The 25,319-nt window shown below is 44.9% G+C and carries 22 protein-coding genes and 1 pseudogene; 2 read left to right on the top strand and 21 right to left on the bottom strand.

The annotated features are described in order from the left end of the window. The first annotated feature begins 588 nt into the window (after positions 1 to 588). Complete coding sequence (locus ICW23_RS04185) at positions 589 to 1,110, top strand: hypothetical protein (protein WP_016936052.1); 522 nt, start codon at positions 589 to 591, stop codon at positions 1,108 to 1,110. A gap of 86 nt (positions 1,111 to 1,196) precedes the next feature. Then, the gene (locus ICW23_RS04180; RefSeq protein WP_016936053.1) at positions 1,197 to 1,406 is read left to right on the top strand and encodes a hypothetical protein; all 210 of its coding nucleotides are present in this window, start codon (positions 1,197 to 1,199) and stop codon (positions 1,404 to 1,406) included. A gap of 396 nt (positions 1,407 to 1,802) precedes the next feature. Here ICW23_RS04180 and ICW23_RS04175 read toward each other — a convergent pair. From ICW23_RS04175 to yfmF, 21 genes and pseudogenes are all read right to left on the bottom strand, one after another. Continuing rightward, positions 1,803 to 2,018: pseudogene (locus tag ICW23_RS04175) on the bottom strand (tyrosine-type recombinase/integrase); the annotation flags it as partial. 87 nt (positions 2,019 to 2,105) lie between these two features. Continuing rightward, on the bottom strand, positions 2,106 to 3,983 hold the full coding sequence (gene mutL / locus ICW23_RS04170) for a DNA mismatch repair endonuclease MutL (protein WP_188154062.1): 1,878 nt from the start codon (positions 3,981 to 3,983) through the stop codon (positions 2,106 to 2,108). A gap of 15 nt (positions 3,984 to 3,998) precedes the next feature. Next, on the bottom strand, positions 3,999 to 6,584 hold the full coding sequence (mutS, locus tag ICW23_RS04165) for a DNA mismatch repair protein MutS (RefSeq protein ID WP_049628833.1): 2,586 nt from the start codon (positions 6,582 to 6,584) through the stop codon (positions 3,999 to 4,001). A gap of 117 nt (positions 6,585 to 6,701) precedes the next feature. After that, positions 6,702 to 7,247: an outer spore coat protein CotE gene (cotE, locus tag ICW23_RS04160; protein WP_016936056.1), complete on the bottom strand. Its 546-nt coding sequence runs from the start codon at positions 7,245 to 7,247 to the stop codon at positions 6,702 to 6,704. Between the two features lie 254 nt (positions 7,248 to 7,501). Beyond that, complete coding sequence (ricA, locus tag ICW23_RS04155) at positions 7,502 to 7,933, bottom strand: regulatory iron-sulfur-containing complex subunit RicA (protein ID WP_188154061.1); 432 nt, start codon at positions 7,931 to 7,933, stop codon at positions 7,502 to 7,504. Positions 7,934 to 7,935: 2 nt separating this feature from the next. Continuing rightward, positions 7,936 to 9,465 (bottom strand): tRNA (N6-isopentenyl adenosine(37)-C2)-methylthiotransferase MiaB, encoded by a 1,530-nt coding sequence (gene miaB, locus ICW23_RS04150; RefSeq protein ID WP_003154116.1) that lies wholly within the window; start codon positions 9,463 to 9,465, stop codon positions 7,936 to 7,938. 141 nt (positions 9,466 to 9,606) lie between these two features. Continuing rightward, the gene (locus ICW23_RS04145) at positions 9,607 to 10,785 is read right to left on the bottom strand and encodes a glycine C-acetyltransferase (protein WP_188154202.1); all 1,179 of its coding nucleotides are present in this window, start codon (positions 10,783 to 10,785) and stop codon (positions 9,607 to 9,609) included. A gap of 12 nt (positions 10,786 to 10,797) precedes the next feature. Beyond that, positions 10,798 to 11,844, bottom strand: coding sequence for an L-threonine 3-dehydrogenase (gene tdh, locus ICW23_RS04140; protein WP_045926522.1), 1,047 nt, complete (start codon positions 11,842 to 11,844; stop codon positions 10,798 to 10,800). Positions 11,845 to 12,100: 256 nt separating this feature from the next. Then, positions 12,101 to 12,361 carry a stage V sporulation protein SpoVS gene (gene spoVS, locus ICW23_RS04135; protein ID WP_003154135.1) on the bottom strand — a complete coding sequence of 87 codons (261 nt, stop codon included), beginning with the start codon at positions 12,359 to 12,361 and terminating at the stop codon, positions 12,101 to 12,103. 199 nt (positions 12,362 to 12,560) lie between these two features. After that, complete coding sequence (locus ICW23_RS04130) at positions 12,561 to 13,355, bottom strand: TIGR00282 family metallophosphoesterase (protein ID WP_049628495.1); 795 nt, start codon at positions 13,353 to 13,355, stop codon at positions 12,561 to 12,563. Between the two features lie 60 nt (positions 13,356 to 13,415). After that, positions 13,416 to 14,975, bottom strand: coding sequence for a ribonuclease Y (gene rny / locus ICW23_RS04125; RefSeq protein WP_188154060.1), 1,560 nt, complete (start codon positions 14,973 to 14,975; stop codon positions 13,416 to 13,418). A 292-nt stretch (positions 14,976 to 15,267) separates the two neighbouring features. Then, complete coding sequence (locus ICW23_RS04120; protein WP_047474926.1) at positions 15,268 to 16,449, bottom strand: serine hydrolase domain-containing protein; 1,182 nt, start codon at positions 16,447 to 16,449, stop codon at positions 15,268 to 15,270. Between the two features lie 166 nt (positions 16,450 to 16,615). Continuing rightward, positions 16,616 to 17,659: a recombinase RecA gene (recA, locus tag ICW23_RS04115; RefSeq protein ID WP_016936063.1), complete on the bottom strand. Its 1,044-nt coding sequence runs from the start codon at positions 17,657 to 17,659 to the stop codon at positions 16,616 to 16,618. A 171-nt stretch (positions 17,660 to 17,830) separates the two neighbouring features. Beyond that, positions 17,831 to 19,081, bottom strand: coding sequence for a competence/damage-inducible protein A (locus ICW23_RS04110; RefSeq protein WP_016936064.1), 1,251 nt, complete (start codon positions 19,079 to 19,081; stop codon positions 17,831 to 17,833). 17 nt (positions 19,082 to 19,098) lie between these two features. Next, positions 19,099 to 19,680 carry a CDP-diacylglycerol--glycerol-3-phosphate 3-phosphatidyltransferase gene (pgsA, locus tag ICW23_RS04105; RefSeq protein ID WP_016936065.1) on the bottom strand — a complete coding sequence of 194 codons (582 nt, stop codon included), beginning with the start codon at positions 19,678 to 19,680 and terminating at the stop codon, positions 19,099 to 19,101. Between the two features lie 74 nt (positions 19,681 to 19,754). Further along, complete coding sequence (locus tag ICW23_RS04100) at positions 19,755 to 20,642, bottom strand: helix-turn-helix domain-containing protein (RefSeq protein WP_016936066.1); 888 nt, start codon at positions 20,640 to 20,642, stop codon at positions 19,755 to 19,757. A gap of 18 nt (positions 20,643 to 20,660) precedes the next feature. After that, on the bottom strand, positions 20,661 to 21,452 hold the full coding sequence (locus ICW23_RS04095; protein ID WP_007409819.1) for a DUF3388 domain-containing protein: 792 nt from the start codon (positions 21,450 to 21,452) through the stop codon (positions 20,661 to 20,663). A gap of 129 nt (positions 21,453 to 21,581) precedes the next feature. Continuing rightward, complete coding sequence (locus ICW23_RS04090) at positions 21,582 to 21,839, bottom strand: DUF3243 domain-containing protein (protein ID WP_003154150.1); 258 nt, start codon at positions 21,837 to 21,839, stop codon at positions 21,582 to 21,584. Positions 21,840 to 21,914: 75 nt separating this feature from the next. After that, positions 21,915 to 22,643 carry an elongation factor P 5-aminopentanone reductase gene (gene ymfI, locus ICW23_RS04085; protein ID WP_064779006.1) on the bottom strand — a complete coding sequence of 243 codons (729 nt, stop codon included), beginning with the start codon at positions 22,641 to 22,643 and terminating at the stop codon, positions 21,915 to 21,917. A 57-nt stretch (positions 22,644 to 22,700) separates the two neighbouring features. Then, positions 22,701 to 23,987, bottom strand: a complete 1,287-nt coding sequence (yfmH, locus tag ICW23_RS04080) for an EF-P 5-aminopentanol modification-associated protein YfmH (protein ID WP_016936068.1) — start codon at positions 23,985 to 23,987, stop codon at positions 22,701 to 22,703. Continuing rightward, positions 23,984 to 25,264 carry an EF-P 5-aminopentanol modification-associated protein YfmF gene (yfmF, locus tag ICW23_RS04075; protein ID WP_016936069.1) on the bottom strand — a complete coding sequence of 427 codons (1,281 nt, stop codon included), beginning with the start codon at positions 25,262 to 25,264 and terminating at the stop codon, positions 23,984 to 23,986. The genes yfmH and yfmF overlap by 4 nt, the downstream gene beginning before the upstream one ends. Between the last annotated feature and the right edge of the window lie 55 nt (positions 25,265 to 25,319).

Raw genomic sequence — 25,319 nt, 5'->3', positions numbered from 1 at the left:
AAGGGAGGGGGAATAATTGACTGTATACAATCCAAAACAGAGAAAATAAACCCAGTTCTCTATTTATATTGGAGATTCATAACGAAAATTAAAACTCTTTCAAACAGCATCTTACTCACAGGTTATTTAGGATCTTTCGTTCTTCATATTTTCTGAAACAATTGGACTAATGAACCTAAAGAATCAGCTATGAATTATACATCACACATTATCTTTAGTGGCGGAAAAAACACATCTCCTTCTGAATATTTCTTTCAAAATCAAAGTTTTCTCAGCCTTTAAAAGATGAAATTAGGTAAGTATTAAACAGTAAAACAAAGTTATTCACCTTGTTGAAAGATTAGCAGGAACAAAAGTTAGAAATGAACTAGCCAGTTTTACTAAGCATATTGAAGCTATCCTTAGAGAATTATTGGGTTACCAGATACTTTCTTGGGATATTGTAAAAGATTCTATATATGAATCTATCAAAGACACTGGAATTTCAAACACTACAGCGAAAATACTGCTTATTTTACAGCATTGGCTATTTCAAGTTTCCAGAAATGATTAGAAAACTATAATATGGATTAAACGGAGGAGTTAACAATGAAAAAGTCTGTAACTAAAGGTATTATTATGTCCACTGTCGCAAGTGTATCTATTTTTTCACTAGTTCCACTGGCAGGAGCTGTCTCAACAACGAAAGAAGTCCAAAATAATCAAACAATACAAAGCCAATATCAAAACCAAGCAGTCTTACATAACTCTGCACAATTACCCAAAGATAACGTTGGTCTTGATAAAATAGCTGCACACTTCGATTTAACCAAAAGTGAAACAAATCAACTTAAAGAAGCAGTTAAAACTGTTAAGGAAAAACAAGAATCAGAGTTTACTGCTCAAGGAAAATTATCCTGGGCTGTAAAGGCATTAAGAGCAGCTTGGGATGCAATACCTACTAAAGTTAAAGCTGCTATGGGTGGAATCGGTGGTTTTGAAATAATTCTTAATACCATCGACAACTTTACTGGTGCAGTTGAAGACGCATGCTATGCCGGTGCTCTAAAAGTTACTGGTAACCCAACAGCTGCTTGGTGGATTACTAAAACTCTTATGCTTTTCCTTTAAACGGGACTATTGTTGGTGTTTAACAAATTTATCCTGTGTTAAGCTTTAAAGTGATTATTCCTAAAGTGTTGAGACAGGAGGTAATTATGGAAAATAAAAGTAACGCTGAACCGAGCCCAAAAGCTATAAAAATTCTAACTTACATCATTCCTATAGTTTTAATAGGGCTTATCCTTGTTCTTAAGAATATTAACACCCCAGCAGCAGAAATTTCATTTTATGTCGTTGCTGTCGGTGTCGTTCTCTTAGTGGTTTTCAGTTTAATCAAAAACAGAAAAAAACGCAGGAAGAACTAAATTTGGGGGGGCTAATTACTAGTCCCCTTTGACTTTTTTAAATTGTCAGCTCACCAAGTTCCAATTTGATTTAAATTCTTCCCCCATCTCCCTGTGAATTTGTAAAAGCAGGTACTCATAAAACTCATGATAATCATGTAGCTTTCCGATTATTTTTATAATCATTTGACCCTTTAAACATTAAAACAAGTTTAAATCTTGGTTTCCCCTGATGTTTCAGCCCTTTCCCCCTCTGTTTTCAAGCAATATCCCTAAAATGAATTCCACGTTTGCTTTTTGAAGGGAATCAATAAAAATACGCAGAAAAAAAGACTCATCTTGTTTATGAGATGAGCCTGCTTATATTTTAAATTTCTTCATGGCGTTGTTCATGGCATCCTGGTTAATTCCAATGTATCAAAGGGTTGTCCGCTGGTCAGAGTGATTGAAAATCTCCTGCAGCATGGCAACGTCTTTTGTTCGCTTATAAAAATGGTATCCGAATCTTTTCCTCAGCGTGTGTGTGCCTATATCATCCAAACCGACACGCTCAGTGACATTCCTTAAAATCTTATCGGCCATCGATCGGGAAATGGGCTTGTTGATCCCTTCGCGGCTTTTGAAAAGATATTCAGCATTAATCGGTTTGATAATACCTAAACAGCTAAAAATCAGTGGGCAAAATGTGGGCGCGAGGGATACATCCCACACGAACCCATTCTACATCACACGCTTAAACATCTTCTCCATCTCATACGTGCTGTGATGAATAATAATCGGCCGGCCGTGCGGGCATGTGAACGGGTCTGTCGTTCGGCGCAGATCGTCCAAGAGCGCTTTGATTTCATCGTTGCGCAAATGGCGGTTCGCTTTGATCGAGCCTTTACAGCTCATCATAATGGCCGCTTCCTCCCGCAGCTTTTTAATGTCGATCCGTTTGGCGTCAAGCACCTGCTGAATGATTTCTTCAATCAATTCAGCTTCTTCTCCTTTTGGAAACCAGGCCGGATGACAGCGGACGATATAACTGTTCGTGCCGAATGCTTCTAAAAATACCCCGACGCTTTCAAGCTCCTGCTGGTGCTGTTCAATAATCAGCGCTTCATTTGCCGCATAATGAAAGGTGAGCGGCACGATCATATCCTGCACTTCAGGCTCAACCTGCCCGACTTTTTCCCGGAAATATTCGTATTTAATCCGCTCTTGAGCCGCATGCTGGTCAATGATATATAACCCGTTCTCGTTTTGGGCTAAAATATAGGTCCCGTGCATTTGGCCGATCGGATACATCACCGGGACCCTTTCTTCCCGTATTTCTTCAGAGACAGCCTCCTCTTCAGGCTCCGGAATATCGGAAACAGGCGCTTCCGGTTCCGGCATGCTGATCTCCGACGGCACGTCATCATCCGCTTCCTTCGGGAGGAACTCTTCTTCTATTACCGAAGCCGGCTCTTTTACGACCGAACTCAGCTTCATCGGCGAGTACGACGGTTCCTGCATTTTTTCCGGCAGTTTCCGCTCAGGGGCACTTTCCTCGAACGTTATGAATTGCTGTTCGTTTTTGACCGGCGCCGGCGCTGATTTCTTCGGAAGCTGGGCGCTCGGAATAAGCCGCTGCTTTTGAAATACTTCCTTTATCCCGTCACGGATCAGCTCATGCAGTTCCGTCTCTTTGCTGAGGCGGACTTCAAGCTTCGACGGATGGACATTGACATCGACCAAAATCGGGTCCATCGTAATTTCGATAAACGTAATCGGATGGCGGCCGATCGGCAAAAGCGTGTGATAGCCCTCATGCACGGCTTTTACAAGCGGGAAATTCTTAATGTATCTACCGTTAATGACAGATGACATGTAGTTTCTGGATGCACGCGTGATTTCCGGCAGCGCAATGTAGCCCTTGACTTCAAAATCAAGCGAGCTGACATGGAGCGGTATCATTTTTTTCGCAACCGCCGTCCCGTAAATCGCGGCCAGCACATGGCGCACGTCTCCGTTGCCGTTTGTCTGCAGAAGATTTTTCCCCTGGTGGCGGAGGCGGATGGATACTTCCGGATGCGCAAGGGCGATCCGGTTGACGACATCCGTAATATTGCCGAGTTCCGTATGCACGGTTTTCATATATTTTAATCTGGCGGGTGTATTGAAAAACAGGTTGGTAACGATGATCTCCGTTCCTTTTCTGCTGGAGGATTTCTGTTCAGAAATGATATTCCCGCCTTGAAGAATGAGATGAGTTCCCGCTCCCTCACCGATGCTCGTTTTGATTTCTAGATGAGAAACAGACGCGATACTTGGCAAAGCTTCTCCGCGGAAACCGAGTGTTCTCACCCGGAACAGGTCGTTTTCATCTTTGATTTTACTGGTCGCGTGGCGGCGGAAAGCACGTTTGCAATCATCGGTTTCCATACCTTCGCCGTTGTCAAGCACCCGAATCGACGAAAGTCCCGCTTCCTCTATATCGATTTCAATGACTGTGCTGTTTGCGTCGATGGCGTTTTCCACCAATTCTTTAACGACAGATGCAGGCCGTTCCACCACCTCACCGGCCGCTATTTTATTTGAAAGTTCATCTGACAGCTGGATGACTTTTGCCAAGTCCGTCACCTCTTTCTATTTTAATTTTTTTTGCAGCTTGTACATTTCATTCATTGCCTCAAGCGGCGTCATATCAAGAATATTGATTGACTTGAAGGCTTCAAGCACTTGTTTTTCTTTATGAGAAACAGCCGGGGCCTTCTGTTTTTTATCACTGTCAGCAAAAAAGGACAGTTGTGCCGGTTCTTCTTTGACGGCGGGCTTTTTCTCAGGTGCCGCCGGAAGCTCCGGTTTATCTCCTGTCTGCTCAAGCTGTTTTAAGATCTCCTGCGCGCGGCTGATCAGATCATCCGGGAGCTCGGCAAGCTGGGCGACATGAATGCCGTAACTTTTATCTGCGGCTCCTTCTTTAATTTGATGGAGAAACACGACCGTGCCGTTATATTCCTCGGCGCGCACATGAACGTTTTTCAGCTGAGGGAGCTTATCTTCAAGCACCGTCAGTTCATGATAATGCGTGCTGAACAGTGTTTTAGCGCCGATATGATCATGAACATATTCAATAATTGCCTGTGCCAGCGCCATTCCGTCGTACGTTGATGTCCCGCGTCCGATTTCATCGAACAGAATCAGGCTGTCTTTTGTGGCGTTTACAATCGCGTTTTTCGCTTCCAGCATTTCCACCATAAAGGTGCTTTGTCCGGAAATCAAATCATCCGCAGCCCCGATTCTCGTAAAGATTTGATCAAAAATCGGCAGAACCGCTTCTTTTGCGGGCACAAAACAGCCGATCTGAGCCATGATGGACAAGAGTGCGATCTGTCTCATATACGTACTTTTACCTGACATATTCGGACCCGTAATCAGGAGCATTTCCCGTGAATCGCCCATCAGGCAATTGTTCGGCACGTATTCTTGACTGTCCATCACTTTTTCAACGACAGGATGTCTCCCCTCAATGACTTTGACCTCGTTATCAGAAAAGACGGGTTTTGTGTAATGCCTGTTTTCACTGATCGTGGCAAAGCATTGCAGCGCGTCCAGCTCACTCATTTGCTTAGCAAGACGCTGCAGACGCGGAATAAATTTCTTAACTTTTTCCCGCAGTTCGGCAAAAAGCTCATATTCCAGCTCGCAAATGTTGTTTTCCGCCTCTAAAATAAGCGCTTCTTTTTCCTTTAATTCCGGCGTAATGTACCGTTCGGCGTTTGTGAGCGTCTGCTTCCGCTCATACCGCCCGTCCTCAAGCAGATGAAGGTTTGCTTTTGTGACTTCAATATAATAGCCGAACACTTTATTAAAGCCAACTTTTAATGAACGGATGCCCGTATAAGCGCGTTCCTGCTGCTCCAGTCTGGCAATCCAGTCTTTGCCGTTTTTGCTGGCGTCACGGTACTCATCAAGCTTCTGGTGATAGCCGTCTTTTATTAAGTTGCCTTCTTTTAAAGATAACGGCGGGTTTTCATGAAGCGCATCCTCTAACAGATCAAGCAGATCATTGCACGGATCAATCAAGCCGGCGCGTTCTTTTGCTTTTTTATGGTTCAGAGACCCTACAAGCTCTTTAATGCTCGGCACCTGTTTTAATGATTCTTTCAGCTGGATTAAATCCCTTGCATTGACGTTTCCGAATGCGACCCGGCCCGCAAGACGCTCTAAATCATACACTTCTTTAAGGCGCTCGCGCAGATCTTCACGCTCAAACAGATGATTGATCAGCGTCTCCACCATTTCCTGGCGTTCTTCGATTTGGGATGCTCTGATCAGCGGACGGTCAATCCATTGTTTGAGAAGCCGGCCGCCCATTGCTGTCTTCGTTTCGTCCAAAAGCCAAAGCAGCGAGCCTTTTTTACTTTTTGAACGGATCGTTTCCGTCAGTTCAAGATTCCTCTTGGAATACAGGTCAATTTTCATCGCTTCTTCCAATTCATACACTTGAACCGGCTGCAGATGATCCAGACTCCGTTTTTGCGTTTTCTGCAAATACGTATATAAACGCATAAACGTCTTTGTCAGCTCTTCGCCCGGCAAGTGCTTTGCGATTTCGATCTGTTCTGTCATTTCTCCGTCTTCGATGGAGATCGTTGCGCCGCACCGTTCTTTCAGCTGGGCTGCTGTCTTTTCATTAAAATTGCTTGAGACGACAATCTCCTTTGCGCCGACTGAATAAATCTCTGACATGACATCTTCAATCCGCTCAATAAATACGGCCAGGTTTTCTCCGGTCGTTAAATCCGATAAAGCAAGGCCGTATCCGTCACGAAATTCGGAAACGGAAGCGATAAAGTTGTTTTCCGACTCATGAATGCCTTTTCCGTCCATCACGGTTCCCGGCGTGATCAGCTGGACGACTTCCCGTTTCACAACGCCTTTAGCCGCCTTCGGATCTTCCGTCTGCTCACAGATCGCGACTTTATAGCCCTTTTTAATCAGCTGTTCAATATAAGCCGCCGCAGAATGATAAGGCACGCCGCACATCGGAATTTTGTCAGCTGAACCTCCGTCTCTGCTCGTCAGTGTAATTTCAAGCTCTTGTGACGCTTTTTTTGCATCTTCAAAAAACATTTCATAAAAGTCACCTAGCCGAAAAAATAAAAAGGCATCCTGGTGCTCTGCCTTTATTTTCAAGTATTGCTGTATCATAGGCGTATAACTAGCCATCATTTAATCCCTCACTATGTATCTTCTGTTTTCCGCATCCCATTATAACATAAACAAAAGAGTGATATCTTTATATATAAAAAAGAGACTTGGGGTGCTGACTCCCCTAGCCTCTGCTTATTCTTCAGGATCTCCGACTAAAAATTCAGGGTTAATGTCCTCTAATTCTTCGTCAAGATCGTCTTCCCAATCATCATCATCGTCTTCTTCCCAGTCTGGATTTACTTCTACGACTACTTTCGTTTCCCCGACCACTTCCGCTAAAAACTCCCGCTCGGCCTGAACGACGATTTTATTTCCGTTAGGAGAAATGGTGACCTCAAGACAATTCGGCTGCTGCAGCACTTTGGCGATGACTTCGTGTTCGTCATCTAAGTAATTAGTATCTCTGTATCTGAGTTTAATCACATCAACATATTTCACTCTCTCGGTTACAACTTCCGTTTTTGTATTATCAGCGTAAGAGTACCAGACGTTTATATCATAATACCCTTCAATTTCTACAGTCTTCCCGATCTTTTCGGCATCATATTTGTGATTGATAATCCAGCCGCCCAATATACTTGACGGTTTTTCATCAGGTGAGATTGTATTTGTGCACTGGGTGAATTTTCTGCCTTTCGCAACTACCGCTTTCGTAATAATTTCCCTGTATTCAGACATTCCGATAGGCCTCCTTGTTCTTCTTCGTGTTATCTTATGCTGGGCATTTGTCTCATGTGCATTTTTATAATAAAAATATAAAAATACAAAGTTTCTGTTTCATTGTATGCAGCCCTGCCCAGAAACTTTACTTTTAAGTCTGATAAAACTTTTTGAGGGAAAATGGGCCGAAACAACAGATATGATGAATATTTAGTACATATAACAATTAGTTCTTGAAAGACAAAAAACACGGGCCGATGATGGCCCCGTGTTTAAAGAGAACAGCTGTTGTTCGAATGTTTTACTTTTGAACCGGTTTCTCCTGTCAGCAGGTTGCCGTCGGTAGACGTAATGATTTCATTTGTCACCTGATTGGAAATCGTATGGGCGACAAGCTGAAGAAGATCATTGACCTCAATCTGGGAATCTCTGAATTCCTGAATGATCGGAATTCCTTCAAGCTCTTCCTGCAGGGCGTCAATTTTACTTTCCACTTGTTTCAAAGCTTCAAGCTTTTCATAATGCTTCAGGTTAACGGCTTGCTTTTGCAGAGCTTTAATCTGATTGATAATCGCAGAGACTTTTTCATTTTCATTAATCTGCGCCTCGGCGCGTTTGAAAAAATCAACTTCTTCTGTTTCAGAAATCATTTTCGCAAGGTTTCTTGCCTGCTGGACAATGTCTTTCTTAGAGTAAAGCGTCATTATTATTTCACCTCGATTGCTTCTCCTGCCATCACACCGTCAAGCGACCATGTTTTCGCCTGTTCGATTTTGACGCGTACAATCTTGCCGATGGCGTCTTTCGGCCCTTTGAAGTTGACGAGCTTGCTTTTTTCCGTATAGCCGGCAAGAATGTCAGGGTTATTTTTGCTTTCTCCCTCAACTAATACTTCGACAGTCCTGCCTTCATATTCCTTCATTTTTTTGGCTGAAATTTCTTTCACCAAATCATTGAGGCGCTGAAGACGTTCTTTTTTGACCCTCATCGGAACGTTGTCTTTCATCTTCGCTGCAGGTGTGCCTTCACGAGGAGAGTAGATAAACGTATATGCGCTGTCAAATTCCACTTCGCGATATAACGAAAGTGTTTCTTCAAACTGTTCATCCGTTTCATTCGGGAAACCGACAATGATATCGGTAGTGAGTGAAGCGTTCGGCATCGCCGCTTTAATTTTTCCGACAAGCTCCAAATAGCGTTCTCTGTCATATTTACGCGCCATCATTTTTAACATCGCCGAGCTTCCTGATTGAACCGGAAGATGGATATGGTCAAGGAGGTTGCCGCCTTTGGCGAGCACTTCGATCAGATGGTCATCAAAGTCACGCGGGTGGCTCGTCGTAAACCGGATTCTCGGAATATCAATTTTACGCAGTTCGTCCATTAAATCACCGAGTCCGTACGTCATGTCCTCAAAATCTTTTCCGTACGCATTAACGTTTTGACCGAGCAGCGTGATTTCTTTATAGCCTTCGCTTGCAAGTCTTCTGACTTCCTGGATTATTTCTTCAGGACGGCGGCTCCGCTCTTTTCCGCGGGTATACGGCACGATGCAGTATGTGCAGAACTTATCACAGCCATACATAATGTTGACCCAGCCTTTAATTTTTCCGTTGCGGACCTTCGGAAGGTTTTCAATGACATCCCCTTCCTTCGACCACACTTCAATAACCATTTCTTTTGATAAGTAGGCTTCTGATAACAGTTCCGGCAGGCGGTGAATGTTGTGCGTGCCGAAAATCATATCGACAAACGGGTGCTTTTTAAGGATGCGGTTTACGACTGATTCTTCCTGTGACATACAGCCGCATACACCCAGAATCAGATCCGGGTTATTTTTTTTGAGCGCTTTTAAATGGCCGAGCTCACCGAACACTTTGTTTTCAGCGTTTTCCCGGATGGCGCAGGTGTTTAATAAAATGACATTCGCATCATCGACCGAATTTGTCGCTTCATAACCGAGCGCCATAAAAATACCCGCCATGACTTCCGTATCATGCTCGTTCATTTGGCATCCGTACGTGCGGATATAAAACTTCCTGCCTTCTCCGAGACCTTTAAATTCTTCTGAGATTTTAAAATCGTTATGATATTGAACGGATTCTTTGCCCCGTTTTTTCGCATCTTTTAAAGAAGGCGGAATATATACGGCTTCAAAATACTTACTGTAATCCTTTTCGGATTTTTTGTCCGCTGGATTTACTTGTCCGCTTTCCTGCTTTTGCTTTTCATTCATGTTCGAATGTCTCCTTTCAACCGAAACTTCCACCCTCAAGTATACTGGTTAAAAGCGTTTGGCACAACCGCCAGCCTATTATTGTACACCTTATTGAGAATAAGAATCAATAAGAAATAAAAAGAGGGAATCATTTCCCTCTTATACAAGCTGAAGCTCTTTTGCCGCTGAACGGATCACTTCAAGCGCCCGGTCAAGCTCCTCTTTTGTATGCTCCGCCGTAATAATGGTGCGGATTCTCGCTTTTCCCTGAGCGACCGTCGGATATACGATGCTTTGTGCAAAGACGCTGCGGGTCAATAAAAGGTCTGATAATGCCTGGGCTTTTTCTTCCTCACCTATTAATATCGGCACGATCGGTGTTTCGCTTTTTGTAAGGGTCAGCCCCATTTGAACCAGTTTGTCTTTGAAATACGCCGTGTTCTCCCATAGCTTTTCCATATGCTCCGGCTCTTCCAGCAGGACGTCTATGGCTTCTATGCATGCGGCCGTTACCGCAGGCGGATGAGAAGTGCTGAATAAGAAAGGACGGCCTTTATGGCGCAGGTAATCGATCAGAACCTGCGACCCTGCGGCATATCCGCCAAGAACCCCGATGGCTTTGCTTAATGTGCCCACCTGAATGTGAACTCTTCCGTCAAGCCCAAAATGATTAACCGTTCCCCTTCCGTTTTTTCCGAGTACGCCGGAAGCATGCGCATCGTCAACCATGACAAAAGCATCGTACGCCTCTGCAAGTTTGACAATGTCAGGCAATGGAGCGATGTTTCCGTCCATTGAGAATACGCCGTCCGTGACGATGAGGCGCATGCGGTAATTCATTGATTTTTTCAGCACCCTTTCCAAATCGGCCATATCGACATGGCGGTACACCTTTTTATCTGCTTTCGTCAGCCTGATCCCGTCGATAATGGAAGCGTGGTTCAATTCGTCAGATATCACGATATCCTCTTTTGTAAGAATGCTTGATAAAACGCCTTGATTCGTTGTAAATCCTGATTGAAAAACAAGTGCCGCTTCTGTTTTTTTAAAGTTTGCCAGTTTCTTCTCCAGCTCATTGTGCATCGTAAATGTTCCCGCGATTGTCCGGACGGACCCCGTACCCGCTCCGAATTCCTCCGCAGCGCGTTTGGCCGCTTCGACAAGCCTTGGGTGCGACGTCAGACCGAGATAATTGTTCGATGAAAGCTGAATAACGTTCTCCCCTTTGACTGCCACCGACGGCCCCTGCTTCGTTTCAATTTGTTTCATTTGCTGCCATGTGTTATTTTCTTTCATTTTATCAAGCTCTGCTTTTAGATATTCAAATTCTTGCATGATAGAACCCTCCCTTTATGGAATCAAAATGACTTTGCCGCACCGGCCCTTTCTCATCAGGTCAAACCCTTTTTCAAATTCTTCAAGCGGAAACTGATGGGTAATCACCGGAGTCAGATCAACAAGGCCGGATTCAAGCAGATGCGATACCTGACGCCATGTTTCAAACATTTTTCTGCCTGTGATGCCCTGAACGGTCAGCCCTTTAAAGACCACGTCATTTGTCAGGTCAATCGTCACCGGGTGTTCCGGCAGACTCAGCATATGAAATCTTCCTCCGTTGGCCGCCATCTTTAATCCTTGTATTATTGCTGCAGGGTGCCCTGACATTTCGCAGACAAGGTCTATTCCTTCTCCGCCCGTTAAGGCGTCAATGACCTTGAGCGGGTCTTCCTTGTCAGCTGAAATCGTGATTTCGGCTCCCAATTTTTTTGCAAGAGCCAGTCTGTAATCATTTTTATCAATTGCTGCAATGCGGGATGCGCCGGCCGCTTTAGCCACCGCCACCGCCATGAGTCCGATCGGCCCGCAGCCGATAATTGCAGCGGTGCCGCCCGCCAGATGGCCGCTTTCCAGCACCGTATGCACCGCGTTGCCAAGCGGCTCTTGAACTGAGGCGACGGCAGGATCCATGTCAGCAGGGTTTTTCCAAATGTTTTGAGCCGGCACTTTGACATATTCAGCGAAGGATCCGGCTGTATCCACGCCAAGGATCTTTGTATGAGTGCACACATGATGTTTTCCTGTTAAACAGGGGACACAAATTCCGCAGACGAAGTGGGTTTCCGCCGATACATAGTCACCTGTTTTGACATTTGTGACGTGCTTGCCTGTTTCTGCTACGATACCGCTGAATTCATGTCCGAATACTTGAGGTGTTTTGATTCGTTCCTGCGCCCATTGATCCCAATTATAAATATGCACATCTGTACCGCATATAGATGCGGCCTGTACTTTAATGAGAACTTCATTCTCATTAATGGAAGGTATGGAAATTTCTTTCAAAGTTGCTCCGAAAGCGTTTTCATTTTTGACGACAGCTTTCATCTTTCCTTCCAACATGTACACTCCCCCTCAAAAAAACACTGTAATAACTGGATTGTAACATGGCTTAAGAAGGAGGTAAACAGCAGTGTCTATTCAGTAAATACAATTGCTTCCGTCTGGAAAAATGGGCGGGATTTTTTTTGAATATTATATGAATAAAGCCATTTATCATCTCTTCGTACTATCAATATAATATTGTGAGAAAATATGACAGCAATAAAAACAACCTGCTCGCCTTATGCAAGCAGGTTGAGAATGAACAGGTTTTGGTTTAACGGGGTTCGACGATTAACTTAATCGCCGTTCTTTCTTCTCCGTCAATCTGTATATCTGTAAAAGCCGGAATACAAATCAAATCTACGCCGCTTGGCGCGACAAAGCCTCTGGCAATCGCAACCGCTTTAACAGCCTGATTTAAGGCACCCGCCCCAATTGCTTGAATTTCGGCAGCTCCGCGTTCCCTTAATACGCCGGCAAGCGCGCCTGCCACTGAATTTGGACTTGATTTCGCTGAAACTTTTAAGATTTCCATTTCTGCTCCCCCTTAGTTTTACAATGGATAAGTGAGTGTTCATTAGAACAATCATTATTAGATGTTGCTATCCAAAAAGCCATCCCCACAATGCTTTTCAAAAATAGCGGGCTACCTTCCATTTCTACTATATTCACTAAGAAGTTGCTATATTCCTGCTTTTCCTTTTAATATTTTTATAAAATAAACACATGATCACCTATTCAAAGAACATATGGTCATCATTGATTAAAATCCGTTCGATATTTACGGCTTTTTTCGTTTGCTCGTCGATGTCGATGAGCACTCCGCTCAGCGTTGTTTTCCCTTCCGCAACGGTAAACCGGACAGGAAGATTGGTTTTAAACCGCTTGATGACCGTTTCTCTGTCCATACCGAGGATTCCGTCGTACGGACCCGTCATGCCTACATCAGTAATATATGCCGTTCCTTTCGGCAAAATGCGGTTATCTGCCGTTTGTACGTGTGTATGTGTGCCAACCACGGCAGAGGCTCTTCCGTCTGTGTACCAGCCGATCGCAATTTTTTCGCTTGTCGCTTCGGCGTGAAAATCAATAAAAATGTACGGTGTGCGCTTTTTCGCTTCTTCTATTAACTCATCCGCTTTAGCAAACGGATCATCAAGCGGCGGAAGAAACGTCCGTCCCTGTAAATTCATGACGGCAAGCTCTTTTCCGTTCGATTTAATATAGGTAATGCCTTTGCCCGGCGTACCTTCCGGGAAGTTCGCCGGCCGGACAAGATGCGGCACATCATCAATAAAGTCGAAGATCTCTCTTTTATCCCACGTATGGTTTCCCATTGTAATGGCATCGGCTCCGGCTTCCATCAGGCTATGGTAGATCTTTTCCGTCAGTCCTTTTCCGTGTGCTGCATTTTCTCCGTTAATAATCGTAAAATGCGGTTTATGTTTCGCTTTCAGTTTCGGGACATATTCTTTTACCATGTCGCGGCCCGGAGAACCGACAACATCCCCGATAAATAAAATTCTCATAAATTCCATTCCTTTCTTTTCTGGGGCTCAAAAAAATAAAGTGATGCGCTAAGCATCACTTTATTTTGCATACTCTACGGCTCGAGTTTCTCTGATCACGGTCACTTTAATGTGGCCCGGATAATCAAGCTCGTCCTCAATTCGTTTACGGATATTACGCGCCAAACGATGGGCTTCTAAATCATTAATGGAATCCGGTTTCACCATGATGCGAACTTCACGGCCTGCCTGAATCGCAAATGATTTTTCAACACCTTCGTAAGACTCGGAGATTTCTTCAAGCTTTTCAAGTCTGCGGATATAGTTTTCGAGCGTTTCACTTCTCGCACCCGGTCTTGCGGCTGACAGTGCATCAGCGGCAGCGACCAGAACGGCGATAATGGAAGTCGGCTCTTCGTCTCCGTGGTGTGACGCAATACTGTTAATGACGACTGGATGCTCTTTATATTTGGTCGCAAGCTCCACTCCGATTTCCACGTGGCTTCCTTCCACTTCATGGTCAATTGCTTTTCCGATGTCATGCAGAAGACCGGCCCGCTTGGCAAGCTTTGCATCTTCTCCAAGTTCGGAAGCCATTAAACCGGCTAAAAACGCCACTTCCATGGAATGTTTCAGTACGTTTTGCCCGTAGCTTGTACGGAATTTCAACCGGCCGAGAATCTTGATCAGGTCCGGATGAAGTCCGTGAACGCCGACTTCAAACGTCGTCTGTTCACCCATTTCCCGGATATAGTCATCAACCTCGCGGCGGGATTTTTCAACCATTTCTTCAATGCGCGCCGGGTGAATACGGCCATCCTGCACGAGTTTATCAAGAGCGATTCTTGCCGTCTCCCGTCTGATCGGATCAAATCCGGAAAGAATGACTGCTTCAGGGGTGTCATCAATAATCAGGTCGATACCTGTAAGCGTTTCAAGCGTACGGATGTTACGCCCTTCACGGCCGATGATACGTCCTTTCATCTCATCATTCGGAAGATTGACGACCGATACCGTCGTTTCGGCAACATGATCTGCTGCACAGCGCTGCAAAGCAAGCGACAGAATGTTTTTCGCCTTTTTGTCCGCCTCTTCTTTCGCACGGTTTTCGGTTTCTTTTGTCATGATGGCGATATCATGTGAAAGCTCATTTTCAACCCGGTCAAGAATGATTTGTTTCGCTTCATCCCGTGTCAGGCTCGAAATGCGTTCGAGTTCCGACTGCTGCATACGAATCATCTCATCCACTTTGCTTTCCATCTCTTCAATATGTTGTTGTCGTTCATTCAGAGAATGATCTTTCTTCTCCAACATCGCTTCCCGTTTATCAATTCCTTCATGTTTACGGTCAAGATTTTCTTCTTTTTGAAGTAAACGGTTTTCTTGTTTTTGAAGCTCATTTCGTCTTTCACGAACTTCCTGTTCAGCATCTATTCGAAGTGTATGGATTTCGTCCTTTGCTTCAAGCAGAGCTTCTTTTTTCAGTGCTTCAGCATCACGCTTTGCATCTTCAAGGATTTGCTCGGCAGCACCGCGTGCGCCCGCAATCTTTGCTTCGGCAATGGTTTTACGAACATAGTAGCCAACAACTAAACCGAGCAGAGTCAGCAAAATGGAGATGAGAACCGTCATTAGGGTCATACTTTCACCTCCTCTTGCTATGAACTTGGTTGTTGCTTAAATAAGTGCCGGCATGTACATTGTCAGATTTTCTCAACATACAGAACCTTCACAGGGAATGAATCTCTCATGCCCTTGTCAAGTTTAAATGGTTTAACAATCATGTTAAAAAAACAAATGTTACAACTTCATTGTAATTGTGTCGGAAATACTTGTCAAGCTTGCCAGCTTAACGATTCGCCTTCGGCTCAGAATCTTCGCCATGTATATATCATACCACACCTTCATCTGCTTTTCGCAAATGACGGCTCGTCTAGTCCGGCTGGTTAAGCAATTGGTAAATTCTATTGTTTACCTGCCCTAATTTGGCGTTATTCTGAATATTTGACAGTAAAATGACATATTTGCCTGCCGAATGGCTGAAGCTGTTCAAAATGTTGTAACCGGGCATCACACCGTGATTGGAATAGCTTCCCGGATCAATGTAAAATCCCATGCCGTAAGAGGCACTGCTTCCGGCTGTAAACATTTTTGTAAAGCTTTGTTTTGAAAGGAGCGTGCCGTTGACGACCGCTTTATCAAATTTATAAAGATCTTCAGCACTCATATACATGTCGCCCGCCCCATACAGCTGCGATAAGTCCAAAATGTGAGGCGTTACAAGCTGTCCGCTCTCATCAACTTTGTAGCCGACGGCAGGATATTTGGCTTCAGCAAATGTTTTGTAAAATCCGGCATGCTTCATTCCGGCCGGTTTGAATACGTGGTCTTTTATATACTGTTCGTATGACTCCCCGCTGACCTGAGATACGATATAGGCGAGCACTGAATAATTGGAATCTCTATAATCCCAAACCCCAGGCTGCCGTTTAATTCCGCGGTATTCTATATCCTTAATTAAATCAATGGGAGAAATCGGTCCCTGACCCTCAATATGTCCGTTTATGCCGGACGTATGATTGAGCAGGTTTTTCAGTTTGATGCGCGTGCCGTTAGGAAAATTCGGCAAGTATGTACTGACGGGGTCACTCGTCTGAAGCAGCCCTTTTTCTTCAAGCTGCAGGACAGCCGTCGCAATTAACGCCTTTTGTGAAGAACCGATATAATATGATGTTTCCGGATTGTTTTTGATTTTTTGTTTTCGGTCCGCATAGCCAAAACCTTTTTTCAGCACAACTTTTCCATCTTTTACGACCATTGCTGTGCCGCTGAACCCGATCTGTTGCAAGTAATTGCTGATTCGTTTATTGTGATCGATTGATTTAGGTGTTTTCTCTTTTTGCGTCTTTTCTTTTTTTTGTTGAGTCTGGTCATTTGAAGAATCAGATTGAGCGGCGGGAGCACTTTTAACAGAATCCTTCTCCCGGTGATGCGCTGTGACGGTCCAGATCATAATAAAAACAGTGACAAGCAGCAGAAAAAGAAACAGCCCTCCCGTTTTCATCAATTTCTTCTTTCTTTTTTTGTTAATTCTTGTGCGGCGGGGGCTCGTCATCTTTTTTCCTCCTCAGATATAATTTCAACTTTCGCCATGATGTTAGACGAGTGAAGGGTGAAAAAAGTTGTAACATTTCAGATAAAATTTTCCGAAACAGCCAGTGTTTTTTTTAACACACAAAAAAAGAGCGGAAATTGCTTATTCCGCCCTTTTAATCGTGCTTTTATTCTTCAAATTCAAGCTCTTCCTGAGTTTCTTCCGATTTTTCCGTAACACCGTTATTGTCCAAACCGTAATGTTCACGGATTTGTTCTTGAATCATCAGCATGATGTCTTTATTTTCTTTTAAGAACTGCTTGGCATTTTCACGGCCCTGTCCGAGGCGTTCTTCTTCATATGAATACCACGAGCCGCTTTTTTGCACGATATCAAGTTCAGTTCCAAGGTCGATGATTTCCCCTTCTTTGGAGATTCCTTCACCGTACATGATGTCCACTTCAGCCGTACGGAACGGAGGAGCGACTTTGTTTTTTACGACTTTAATTCTCGTTTTATTCCCCATCACGTCGTTGCCCTGCTTTAATTGCTCGGCACGGCGCACTTCAAGACGCACGGAAGAATAGAATTTCAGCGCGCGTCCGCCCGGTGTCGTCTCCGGATTTCCGAACATAACGCCGACTTTTTCACGAATCTGGTTAATAAAGATTGCGATTGTTTTAGATTTATTGATGGCCCCGGAAAGCTTACGGAGCGCCTGAGACATGAGACGCGCCTGTAAACCGACGTGTGAGTCACCCATGTCACCTTCAATTTCAGCTTTTGGAACAAGCGCCGCAACAGAGTCAATGACTACGATATCAACAGCTCCGCTTCGCACCAGCGCTTCAGCAATCTCCAGCGCCTGCTCTCCCGTATCCGGCTGAGACAGAAGCAGCTCTTCGATATTGACACCGAGCTTTTGCGCATAAACAGGATCAAGGGCATGCTCAGCATCAATAAATGCTGCCTGTCCGCCTTTTTCCTGAACCTCAGCGATTGCGTGAAGCGCTACGGTCGTTTTACCTGAGCTTTCAGGTCCGTACACTTCAATAATCCGTCCGCGCGGGTATCCGCCTATTCCGAGAGCGGTATCAAGTGCAAGGGAGCCGCTCGGCACCGTTGAAATTCTTGTATCCGTTTTTTCCCCGAGCTTCATGATGGAACCTTTGCCGAATTGTTTTTCTATTTGCTTAAGAGCCATATCTAAGGCTGCCTGACGATCACTCATTTATTTTTTTCCTCCTTTATCTTGCCACTACATATACTATACCTTGTTTACTGACATTTGCCAAGAAAAAAGCGAACGCATATTCGGATTTTTTCCGCGTTCGCTTTTCTTCAAAAGAACATAATTCCCTTCGTAAAAATTAAAAATCAGAGAAAACGCCCTTTTAAAACTTTATTTTTGATCCAGCATTTTTAAAATGAGATGGCAGCCGTATTTAGCGGCACGCTTTCTGATGCCGGTTCTTGATCCGGCAAAGTTAAATTCATGCACCTCTTCTTTTCCTTCCGCGGAAATGCCGATAAAGACGCGGCCCGGGGCATGCCCTTCCTGCGGATCCGGACCCGCAACTCCTGTAAAGCTGATACCGATATCGCTTCCGGTCAGCTTTCTGACACCGGCGGCAAGCTCGCGCGCGCACTCTTTGCTGACCGCTCCGCTATCTGCGAGCGTCTCGGCTTTCACACCGAGCACATGCTGTTTCACGCTGTCGGAATAACAGACCACGCCCCCTGCAAAAAGTTGAGACGCGCCGCTTAAATCAGTCACCCACTCTGAAAACAGTCCGCCTGTAAAGCTTTCGGCAGAGGAGATCGTGATTCCGTTCTGTCTGCATGCTTTTGAAAGCTCCTTCACCAGGGACGTATCATCATATCCGTAGAAAAATTCACCAACACGTTCTAAAATGGCGGCTTCCGTTTCTTTTAAAAGCCGTTCTGTTTCTTTTTCATCGGCATGTTTCGCCGTTAAACGAAGCGTGACCTCGCCGTCAGCAGCAAGCGGCGCAATCGTCGGATTCGTCTGCGCGTCAATGATATCTTCTAAATCAGCTTCAAGCTGAGATTCACCGATTCCGAAAAACCGCAGCACGGTTGAAACGATTTTCTCATTTGAACCGAGCTTTTTAAGAAGCAGCGGCTTCGCTTCATTTTCAAACATCGGACGCAGCTCGCTCGGCGGTCCGGGAAGCAGCATATAAAGCCTTGATCCGTGCTCTGCAAGCATTCCCGGCGCCATGCCGAAATGATTCGCCAAAACGTCCGAGCCCTCAATAACGAGCGCCTGTTTGCGGTTATTCGGCGACATGGTCCGTTTTGTTTTCGCGAAATACTCTTCAATCGACCGGAACGCTTCGTCATTCAGAACGAGCGGGCGTCCCAACGTGTTTGCAATGGTTTCTTTTGTTAAATCGTCCTTGGTCGGTCCGAGGCCGCCTGAAAAAATAATCAGGTCCGAGCGCTCTTCGGCAATGCGGATGACTTGCTTAAGCCGCTCCGGATTGTCACCGACAGCGGTGTGGTAAAACACGTTTACGCCGATTTCCGCCAGCTCTTTACTGATAAACTGAGCGTTCGTATTGGCGATCTGGCCGAGCAGAAGCTCTGAGCCGACTGCAATGATTTCCGCTTTTTTTGCTAATTCCATGTTCAAGTCCTTCTTTCTTAGTTAGATGTTTTTAACGCATCCCAGTTCTTCGCAAAATAATCCCAGCCGGAAATGACTGTGAAGAGCACAGCCACCCATAAAGCGATATCGCCGAACGGGAAAGAAACGAGCTCAAACGGGAGATTATGAAGTAAAAGCGCTGCAACAGCGATGATCTGAGCCCATGTTTTAATTTTCCCCAGCATATTGGCGGCTACGACTTCCCCCGTTCCCGCCAGCACAAGTCTTAGTCCCGTTACGGCAAATTCGCGGCTGATGATGACGATGACCATCCACGCCGGCGCAAGGTCAAACTGTACAAGCGTAATTAATGCCGCAGACACAAGCAGCTTGTCAGCCAGCGGATCTAAAAATTTCCCGAAGTTTGTCACGAGGTTCAGCTTTCTGGCGTAGTAGCCATCCACCCAGTCAGTCGTTGATGCGATAATGAATAAAACAGCTCCCGTAAGATGTGCGACCGGAATCGATTCATCCCCTATATGAAGGCTGCCCCACTGAAAAGGAACAAGCATGATAATCATAAATACAGGAATTAAAGCGATTCTTGCCAGTGTGATTTTATTCGGTAAGTTAAACATAAAGCCCCTCCAATAATATGTACTCGGACGTGAAGAAAAAGTCATCTTAATCGTTCAGATGACTTTTTCCCCTTTTATTTTTTCATCTTGATTGTTATGGTCTGCGCCATCACATCATGCGGATTGAGTTCATAAGACAGAACCTCTCCGTTGATTTTAATTTTCAGATTAGGGGCATAGCCCGTGCGTATTTCAATCTGCTTTTGATCTGTGATGTCTTTTTTGTAGGTTTCGCCTTTTTGCAGCGTCCCTTCTTTTAAGGAACCGCCGCTGTCATCACGGACGCGGATCCAAGCGTTGTCGGAAGCAATCAGTTCAAGCTTGTACTTATCAGCTCCGGAAACATTGTATGAAGAAGCGGAGCCTTCTGTTCCGGCCGCTTTGATCTCTGTCTTTTCACTGCTCTTTTCTTTCTTTTTCTGCTCTGGCGCTTTTTTGTCTTTTTTGCTGTCAGTCTGCGCTCCGTCATTTGTATTGCCGTCGTTTTTCAGCGCAGAATCCTTAGGAATCTCATACTTGCTCTCACTTTGGGTGACGGCCTTATTGCTGTCAGTCTGCCCGGACTTGCTAATTCCAAACTGAATAATCGCATACACGATCGCAATGACGATAATCACACCGATGACAATAAGAACGGTCGGAAGCCATTCCGCCGCCTTTGAGGACTTAGGCAGCTCCCTTTGCATGGCGAGACCGGAGATTTTCTCCGACACATCGTCATGATACGTGTTTGGGATGTCTTTTTTATATTCTTCAAATAATTGGTCTGAATCAAGCCCGACAGCTTCAGCGTATTGCTTGATAAACGCCCGTACATAAAAATTGCCGGGAATGACGTCATAGGAGCCTTCTTCCAGAGCGGTTAAGTATCTTTTCTGAATTTTCGTCGCCGCCTGGAGTTCATCCAATGACATCCCTTTTTCCTCTCTGGCTTCTTTAAGCCGGATTGCTAATTCTGTCACAACAAACACCTTCCAATATTAAAAATCAAAGCTTGAAAAACCGGTCTGATCAAATATTTGCGGTTCTTCTGCATGTTCATATGTAATGACTTCGTCAGGATCATTTCTGAGTTCGATAATATAATCGAAATCATCGAGCGTATACTCCGAATTTTGAACAAAAATATCCGGGTGCTCCACGACCTTTGTCGCCGGGAGCCTCATAATTTCACTGACAAGCTGAAGATGGCGCTCAGAGCCCCGTCTTGTCGAAACGATGCCATCAAGGATAAACACGTTTTCCGTGCTGTATTCATCGGCAACCAGCTGGCTGCGGATCGTTTGTTTTAACAGCGTTGAAGATACGAAAAGCCACCTTTTGCTGGCGCAGACGCTTGAGGCAACGATGGACTCCGTTTTTCCGACCCGCGGCATTCCCCGGATTCCGATCAGTTTGTGTCCTTCTTTTTTAAACAGCTCAGCCATAAAGTCAACCAAAAGGCCAAGCTCGTCCCTTTCAAAACGGAAGGTTTTTTTATCATCGGCATCACGCTGAATGTATCTTCCATGACGGACTGCGAGACGGTCGCGAAGCCTCGGTTCTCTCAGCTTCGTTACTTTAATGGTCTCCATTGTTTTTAAAATTGATTCCAATCGTTTAATTTGATCTATATGCCGGCATCTGAGCAGCATTCCCCTTCTGGAAAGGTCGACACCGTTAATTGTGACAATATTAATTGACAGCATCCCGAGAAGAGATGAAATATCCCCGAGCAGGCCGGGGCGGTTCACTTGAATTTCATATTCAAAATACCATTCGAGCTTTGCCAAATGATATACCCCCTCCATTGTGGCAAATTTTTACCTTCCTTTATCATAAAACATTTTTCTCTAATTAGAAAGAAGAATGTTGCTCTATAGAGGAAAACATAAAAAAAGAGAGGAGAAAATCCTCCCCTCTTAATGAGTGCTGTTATTTTCAACAAGCTTCACCATCATATTTGCAATGGCGCGCTGTTCATCTTCAGAAGCAACGCTCCAAAGATCAGCAAGCACTTTTTCCTGATGGTTTTTCGAGTCGACTTCGTTCGCAAGGTAACCGCCGATTTCTGTAGCGAGGTCAGTGATCGTTTCATCACTCATCCCTTTTTCCTGTGCATAGTTCAATCTGTCACCAAGGAAATTCTTCCAATTATCCCAGTTTTCTAATACTGACATGTTGGCTTCCTCCATTTCATCTGTTGTTACAAAATTATTTTGTCCGTGCAGATGCAAACTATACACACATTTTTTTCAGCAGTGCCAGCCGCCGTTTACCGATAATATATGTCCGGTAATATAGGAAGCCTTCTCCGATAATAAAAACGCTGCCGCTTCGGCGATTTCCTCGGGATTTGCCAGCCGGCCCGCGGGTATTTCCTCTGCCAATGCTTCTTTTTCATCAGTCGTAAACTGATCAAGCATATTCGTATCAACGGCGCCCGGTGAGACTGCGTTCACGCGGACGCCGCTCGGAGCGAGCTCTTTGGCAAGCGCTTTGACGAACGAATGCTGCGCTCCTTTGACCATGCTGTATAACACTTCGCACGATGCGCCTGTTTCTCCCCATACGGAACCGATCGTGACGATGCCACCGCTTTTTTTCCGGATCATGCCGGGCACCAGATTACGCGCCAACAAAAACGGGCTCGTCACATGCAGCTGCACCATCTCCCGGGCCGTGTCATCCGTCACGTCCGTAATCAGGCCGAAATGACTTTTGCCGCTGTTTAATATCAGAGCGTCCACAGGCTGTTTAACGGAGCGGCTGAGTGTCTCCGCGCCTTCCGGTGAGGACAGATCCGCCTGAATAACGGAAGCTTTTACACCGAATGATGCGCTCAACCTTTCCGCAAGCCTGTGTGCGGCTTCTTTATTAGAATGATAATGCAAAAGCACGTCATATCCGTTTTTTGCGAGGACTTCACTTATACTTTGTCCGATTCCGCCGCTTGCTCCGGTGACGAGCGCTGTCTGTTTCATCAATCAACATTCCTTCTTTCCCCAGAAAAACATCCCTCAGGGCGTGAGGGATGTTTTTTATGATTTTGGCACGACTTTGCAGACTGTCAGCCTGTCTTCTGACACTTCTTCTTTAATGACCCGCTCTACGTCTTCCAGGGTGATCTGCTCCAGTACGGTTACAACATCAAACAGACTCATATCTAAAAAGGCGTAGCGCGTGAATTGGTTGGCGATATATTCAGGCGAATTGAGCGCTTTTAAAAATGACCCGATTTTCTTTTTTCTCGCCAGGTCAAGTTTTTCCGCAGTCACGGCTGATCCCGCATCAAGCAGCATCTGTTTTAATTCGTCAGCAAGCTTATCCGGCTCCGGTGTATCTCCTCCGACAGAGGCAAAACCGAATCCGTATTCAGCCGTATAATCAAAGCTGAAGGTTTCATCAATGTAGCCTTTGTCGTACAAGTCGCCGTAATGCGGTGAGCTTTTTCCGAAGAGACATTCAAGCATGAGGTTCATGCTGAGCTCGTGCTTCAACAGCTCCCGCCCCGTTTTATAAGGGTTTTTCGCCTTTAAGCCGACAAGACATTTTGAGCCTTGGACGTTCATTTTTAATTCCTGCTCCCGGCGGAAAACCGCTTCCTGCTCCTGAACTTCTTCACGTTTGATTTCAGGCTGATCTGTAAACGGCTTTTTCTCCTGGTTTTTCCGCACCTGGCTGATGATCGCTTCAGGATCAACGGGACCGACGATAAAGAGCAGCATATTGCTCGGGTGATAAAATGTTTCATAGCACTCATACAGCAGATCTTTCGTAATATGTGAGATGCTTTCTACCGTTCCGGCAATGTCAATTTTCACGGGGTGGTCTTTATACATATTTTCGATAAGACCGAAAAACAGCCGCCAATCCGGATTATCATCATACATGTTAATTTCTTGGCCGATGATGCCTTTTTCTTTTTCCACTGATTTTTCCGTGAAATACGGATCTTGAACAAAATCCACGAGTGTTTCCAGGTTTTTCTCTACATTTGAAGTGCTGGAGAACAGATAAGCGGTTCGTGTAAATGAAGTAAAGGCATTTGCCGATGCCCCCTGCTTACTGAAATCCTGAAACACGTCGCCGTCCGCTTTTTCAAACAGTTTATGCTCAAGAAAATGCGCGATTCCGTCAGGGACGTGAACCATTTCTTCCTTATTTAAAGGAACGAATTGATTGTCAATGGAACCGTACTTTGTCGTAAACACGGCGTATGTTTTATTAAAGCCCTGTTTCGGCAGCACATAGACATCAAGGCCGTTTGCCATTTTTTCATGATACAGCGTTTCTTGCAGCTGTTCGTAGTTTATCGGTTTAGTCAAGATGCTCCCCCCGTCCCTTTTAAGAAATAAGTCGTATCCAGCTTGATGTTCTTTCCGACATTGATAATGTCCTCTTTCGTCACTTTCTCGATATTGTCAAGAAAAGTTTCGATCGGTATCTCCACTTGGGCTGAAGCCTGCTGATACAGAAATTCCGCTAAGCCGTATGCCGTATCAATCGTTTCTAACACTTGGTTTTTAATAACGGCTTTCGTTTGGGCGATATCATCCTCTGAAAAGTCACCGTTTTGCATAGCTTGAAATTGTTCTTCAATAATGGTGACGGCCTGCTTATAATTTTTCACTTCAATGCCTGACATGACCATCAGGAGCCCTTTGAAGCTTTCCACCCTTGAGGCTGCATAATAGGCGAGACTCGCTTTTTCACGGACATTTATAAACAGCTTTGAATGAGAGAAACCTCCGAACAGCCCGTTAAACACTTGCAATGCCGGATAGTCAGGGTCTGTGTATGTCGTATTGGTCCGGAATCCGATATTCAGTTTGCCTTGTTTGACGTCCTCTTCATCAATGACTTCCTTCGGGTCAGGCTGTTCATTCGCCGTGCTTCTTTCTAAAGGCTGCTGCACCCGTTCGTCCGTTTTAAAATACGTATCAACAGCCGTTTTCACTTGATCTGTGTCAACATCACCGATGACATACAGGTCCAGCTGATCTTCGCGTATGGCTTTTTGATAGGCTTCATACAGATCTTGCGGCGTAATGTGTTCGACATCATCGATCTCGCCGTTGACGTGAAGGGCATACGGTTCGCTTTTGCACATTTCCTGAACGAGACGGAGATTAGAATATCTCATTTTATCGTCATATACGGCTTGAATCCGCTGTTTCAGCGTCCGTTTTTCCTGCGTGACATAAAGGGGCAGGAAGGCGCCGTTTTCCAAAGCAGGCGAAAAGACAAGCTCTGATAAAAGCTGAAGCCCTTTTTCCAATAATGGTGTGCGGTCCTTCAGATATTTTTCATTGGGAATCTCAAGCCGGAACGTAATAACATGACGTTCTCCCTTTTTTGTCAGATCAGCGGAAACGGATGTCCCGTACAGCTCATCGAAATAAGAACGCAAATCAGCGGTTTTCGGCCGGCTTTCTGTACCGCGGAGAAGCACATGAGGAAACAGCGCCCTTTTTGTTACGAGCTCTTTTGTTAAAGGAGCCAGCATTTTAAACGTCAGTGAAACGGTTTTAAATTTCTCAGTCTTTACGATGTGGGCGGTGATTCCGCCGTGCTTTGACTTCATTTCATTTACGTAAGTCATGTGAAACCTCCTTCGTTCATTCTTTAATAGTATGTATTATGACCAAAATTCAGCA

Source organism: Bacillus sp. 1021, from assembly GCF_014534735.1.
Lineage (GTDB): Bacteria > Bacillota > Bacilli > Bacillales > Bacillaceae > Bacillus > Bacillus siamensis.
This window is presented reverse-complemented; position numbering and strand designations above follow the sequence as displayed.

Coding starts and splice junctions, on each gene's coding strand:
- ICW23_RS04185 (WP_016936052.1), top strand. CDS start 589: ATGAAAAAGTCTGTAACTAAAGGTATTATTATGTCCACTGTCGCAAGT.
- ICW23_RS04180 (WP_016936053.1), top strand. CDS start 1,197: ATGGAAAATAAAAGTAACGCTGAACCGAGCCCAAAAGCTATAAAAATT.
- mutS (WP_049628833.1), bottom strand. CDS start 6,584: ATGGCTAGTTATACGCCTATGATACAGCAATACTTGAAAATAAAGGCA.
- cotE (WP_016936056.1), bottom strand. CDS start 7,247: ATGTCTGAATACAGGGAAATTATTACGAAAGCGGTAGTTGCGAAAGGC.
- ricA (WP_188154061.1), bottom strand. CDS start 7,933: ATGACGCTTTACTCTAAGAAAGACATTGTCCAGCAGGCAAGAAACCTT.
- miaB (WP_003154116.1), bottom strand. CDS start 9,465: ATGAATGAAAAGCAAAAGCAGGAAAGCGGACAAGTAAATCCAGCGGAC.
- tdh (WP_045926522.1), bottom strand. CDS start 11,844: ATGTTGGAAGGAAAGATGAAAGCTGTCGTCAAAAATGAAAACGCTTTC.
- spoVS (WP_003154135.1), bottom strand. CDS start 12,361: ATGGAAATCTTAAAAGTTTCAGCGAAATCAAGTCCAAATTCAGTGGCA.
- ICW23_RS04130 (WP_049628495.1), bottom strand. CDS start 13,355: ATGAGAATTTTATTTATCGGGGATGTTGTCGGTTCTCCGGGCCGCGAC.
- rny (WP_188154060.1), bottom strand. CDS start 14,975: ATGACCCTAATGACGGTTCTCATCTCCATTTTGCTGACTCTGCTCGGT.
- ICW23_RS04120 (WP_047474926.1), bottom strand. CDS start 16,449: ATGACGAGCCCCCGCCGCACAAGAATTAACAAAAAAAGAAAGAAGAAA.
- recA (WP_016936063.1), bottom strand. CDS start 17,659: ATGAGTGATCGTCAGGCAGCCTTAGATATGGCTCTTAAGCAAATAGAA.
- ICW23_RS04110 (WP_016936064.1), bottom strand. CDS start 19,081: ATGGAATTAGCAAAAAAAGCGGAAATCATTGCAGTCGGCTCAGAGCTT.
- pgsA (WP_016936065.1), bottom strand. CDS start 19,680: ATGTTTAACTTACCGAATAAAATCACACTGGCAAGAATCGCTTTAATT.
- ICW23_RS04090 (WP_003154150.1), bottom strand. CDS start 21,839: ATGTCAGTATTAGAAAACTGGGATAATTGGAAGAATTTCCTTGGTGAC.
- ymfI (WP_064779006.1), bottom strand. CDS start 22,643: ATGAAACAGACAGCGCTCGTCACCGGAGCAAGCGGCGGAATCGGACAA.
- yfmF (WP_016936069.1), bottom strand. CDS start 25,264: ATGACTTACGTAAATGAAATGAAGTCAAAGCACGGCGGAATCACCGCC.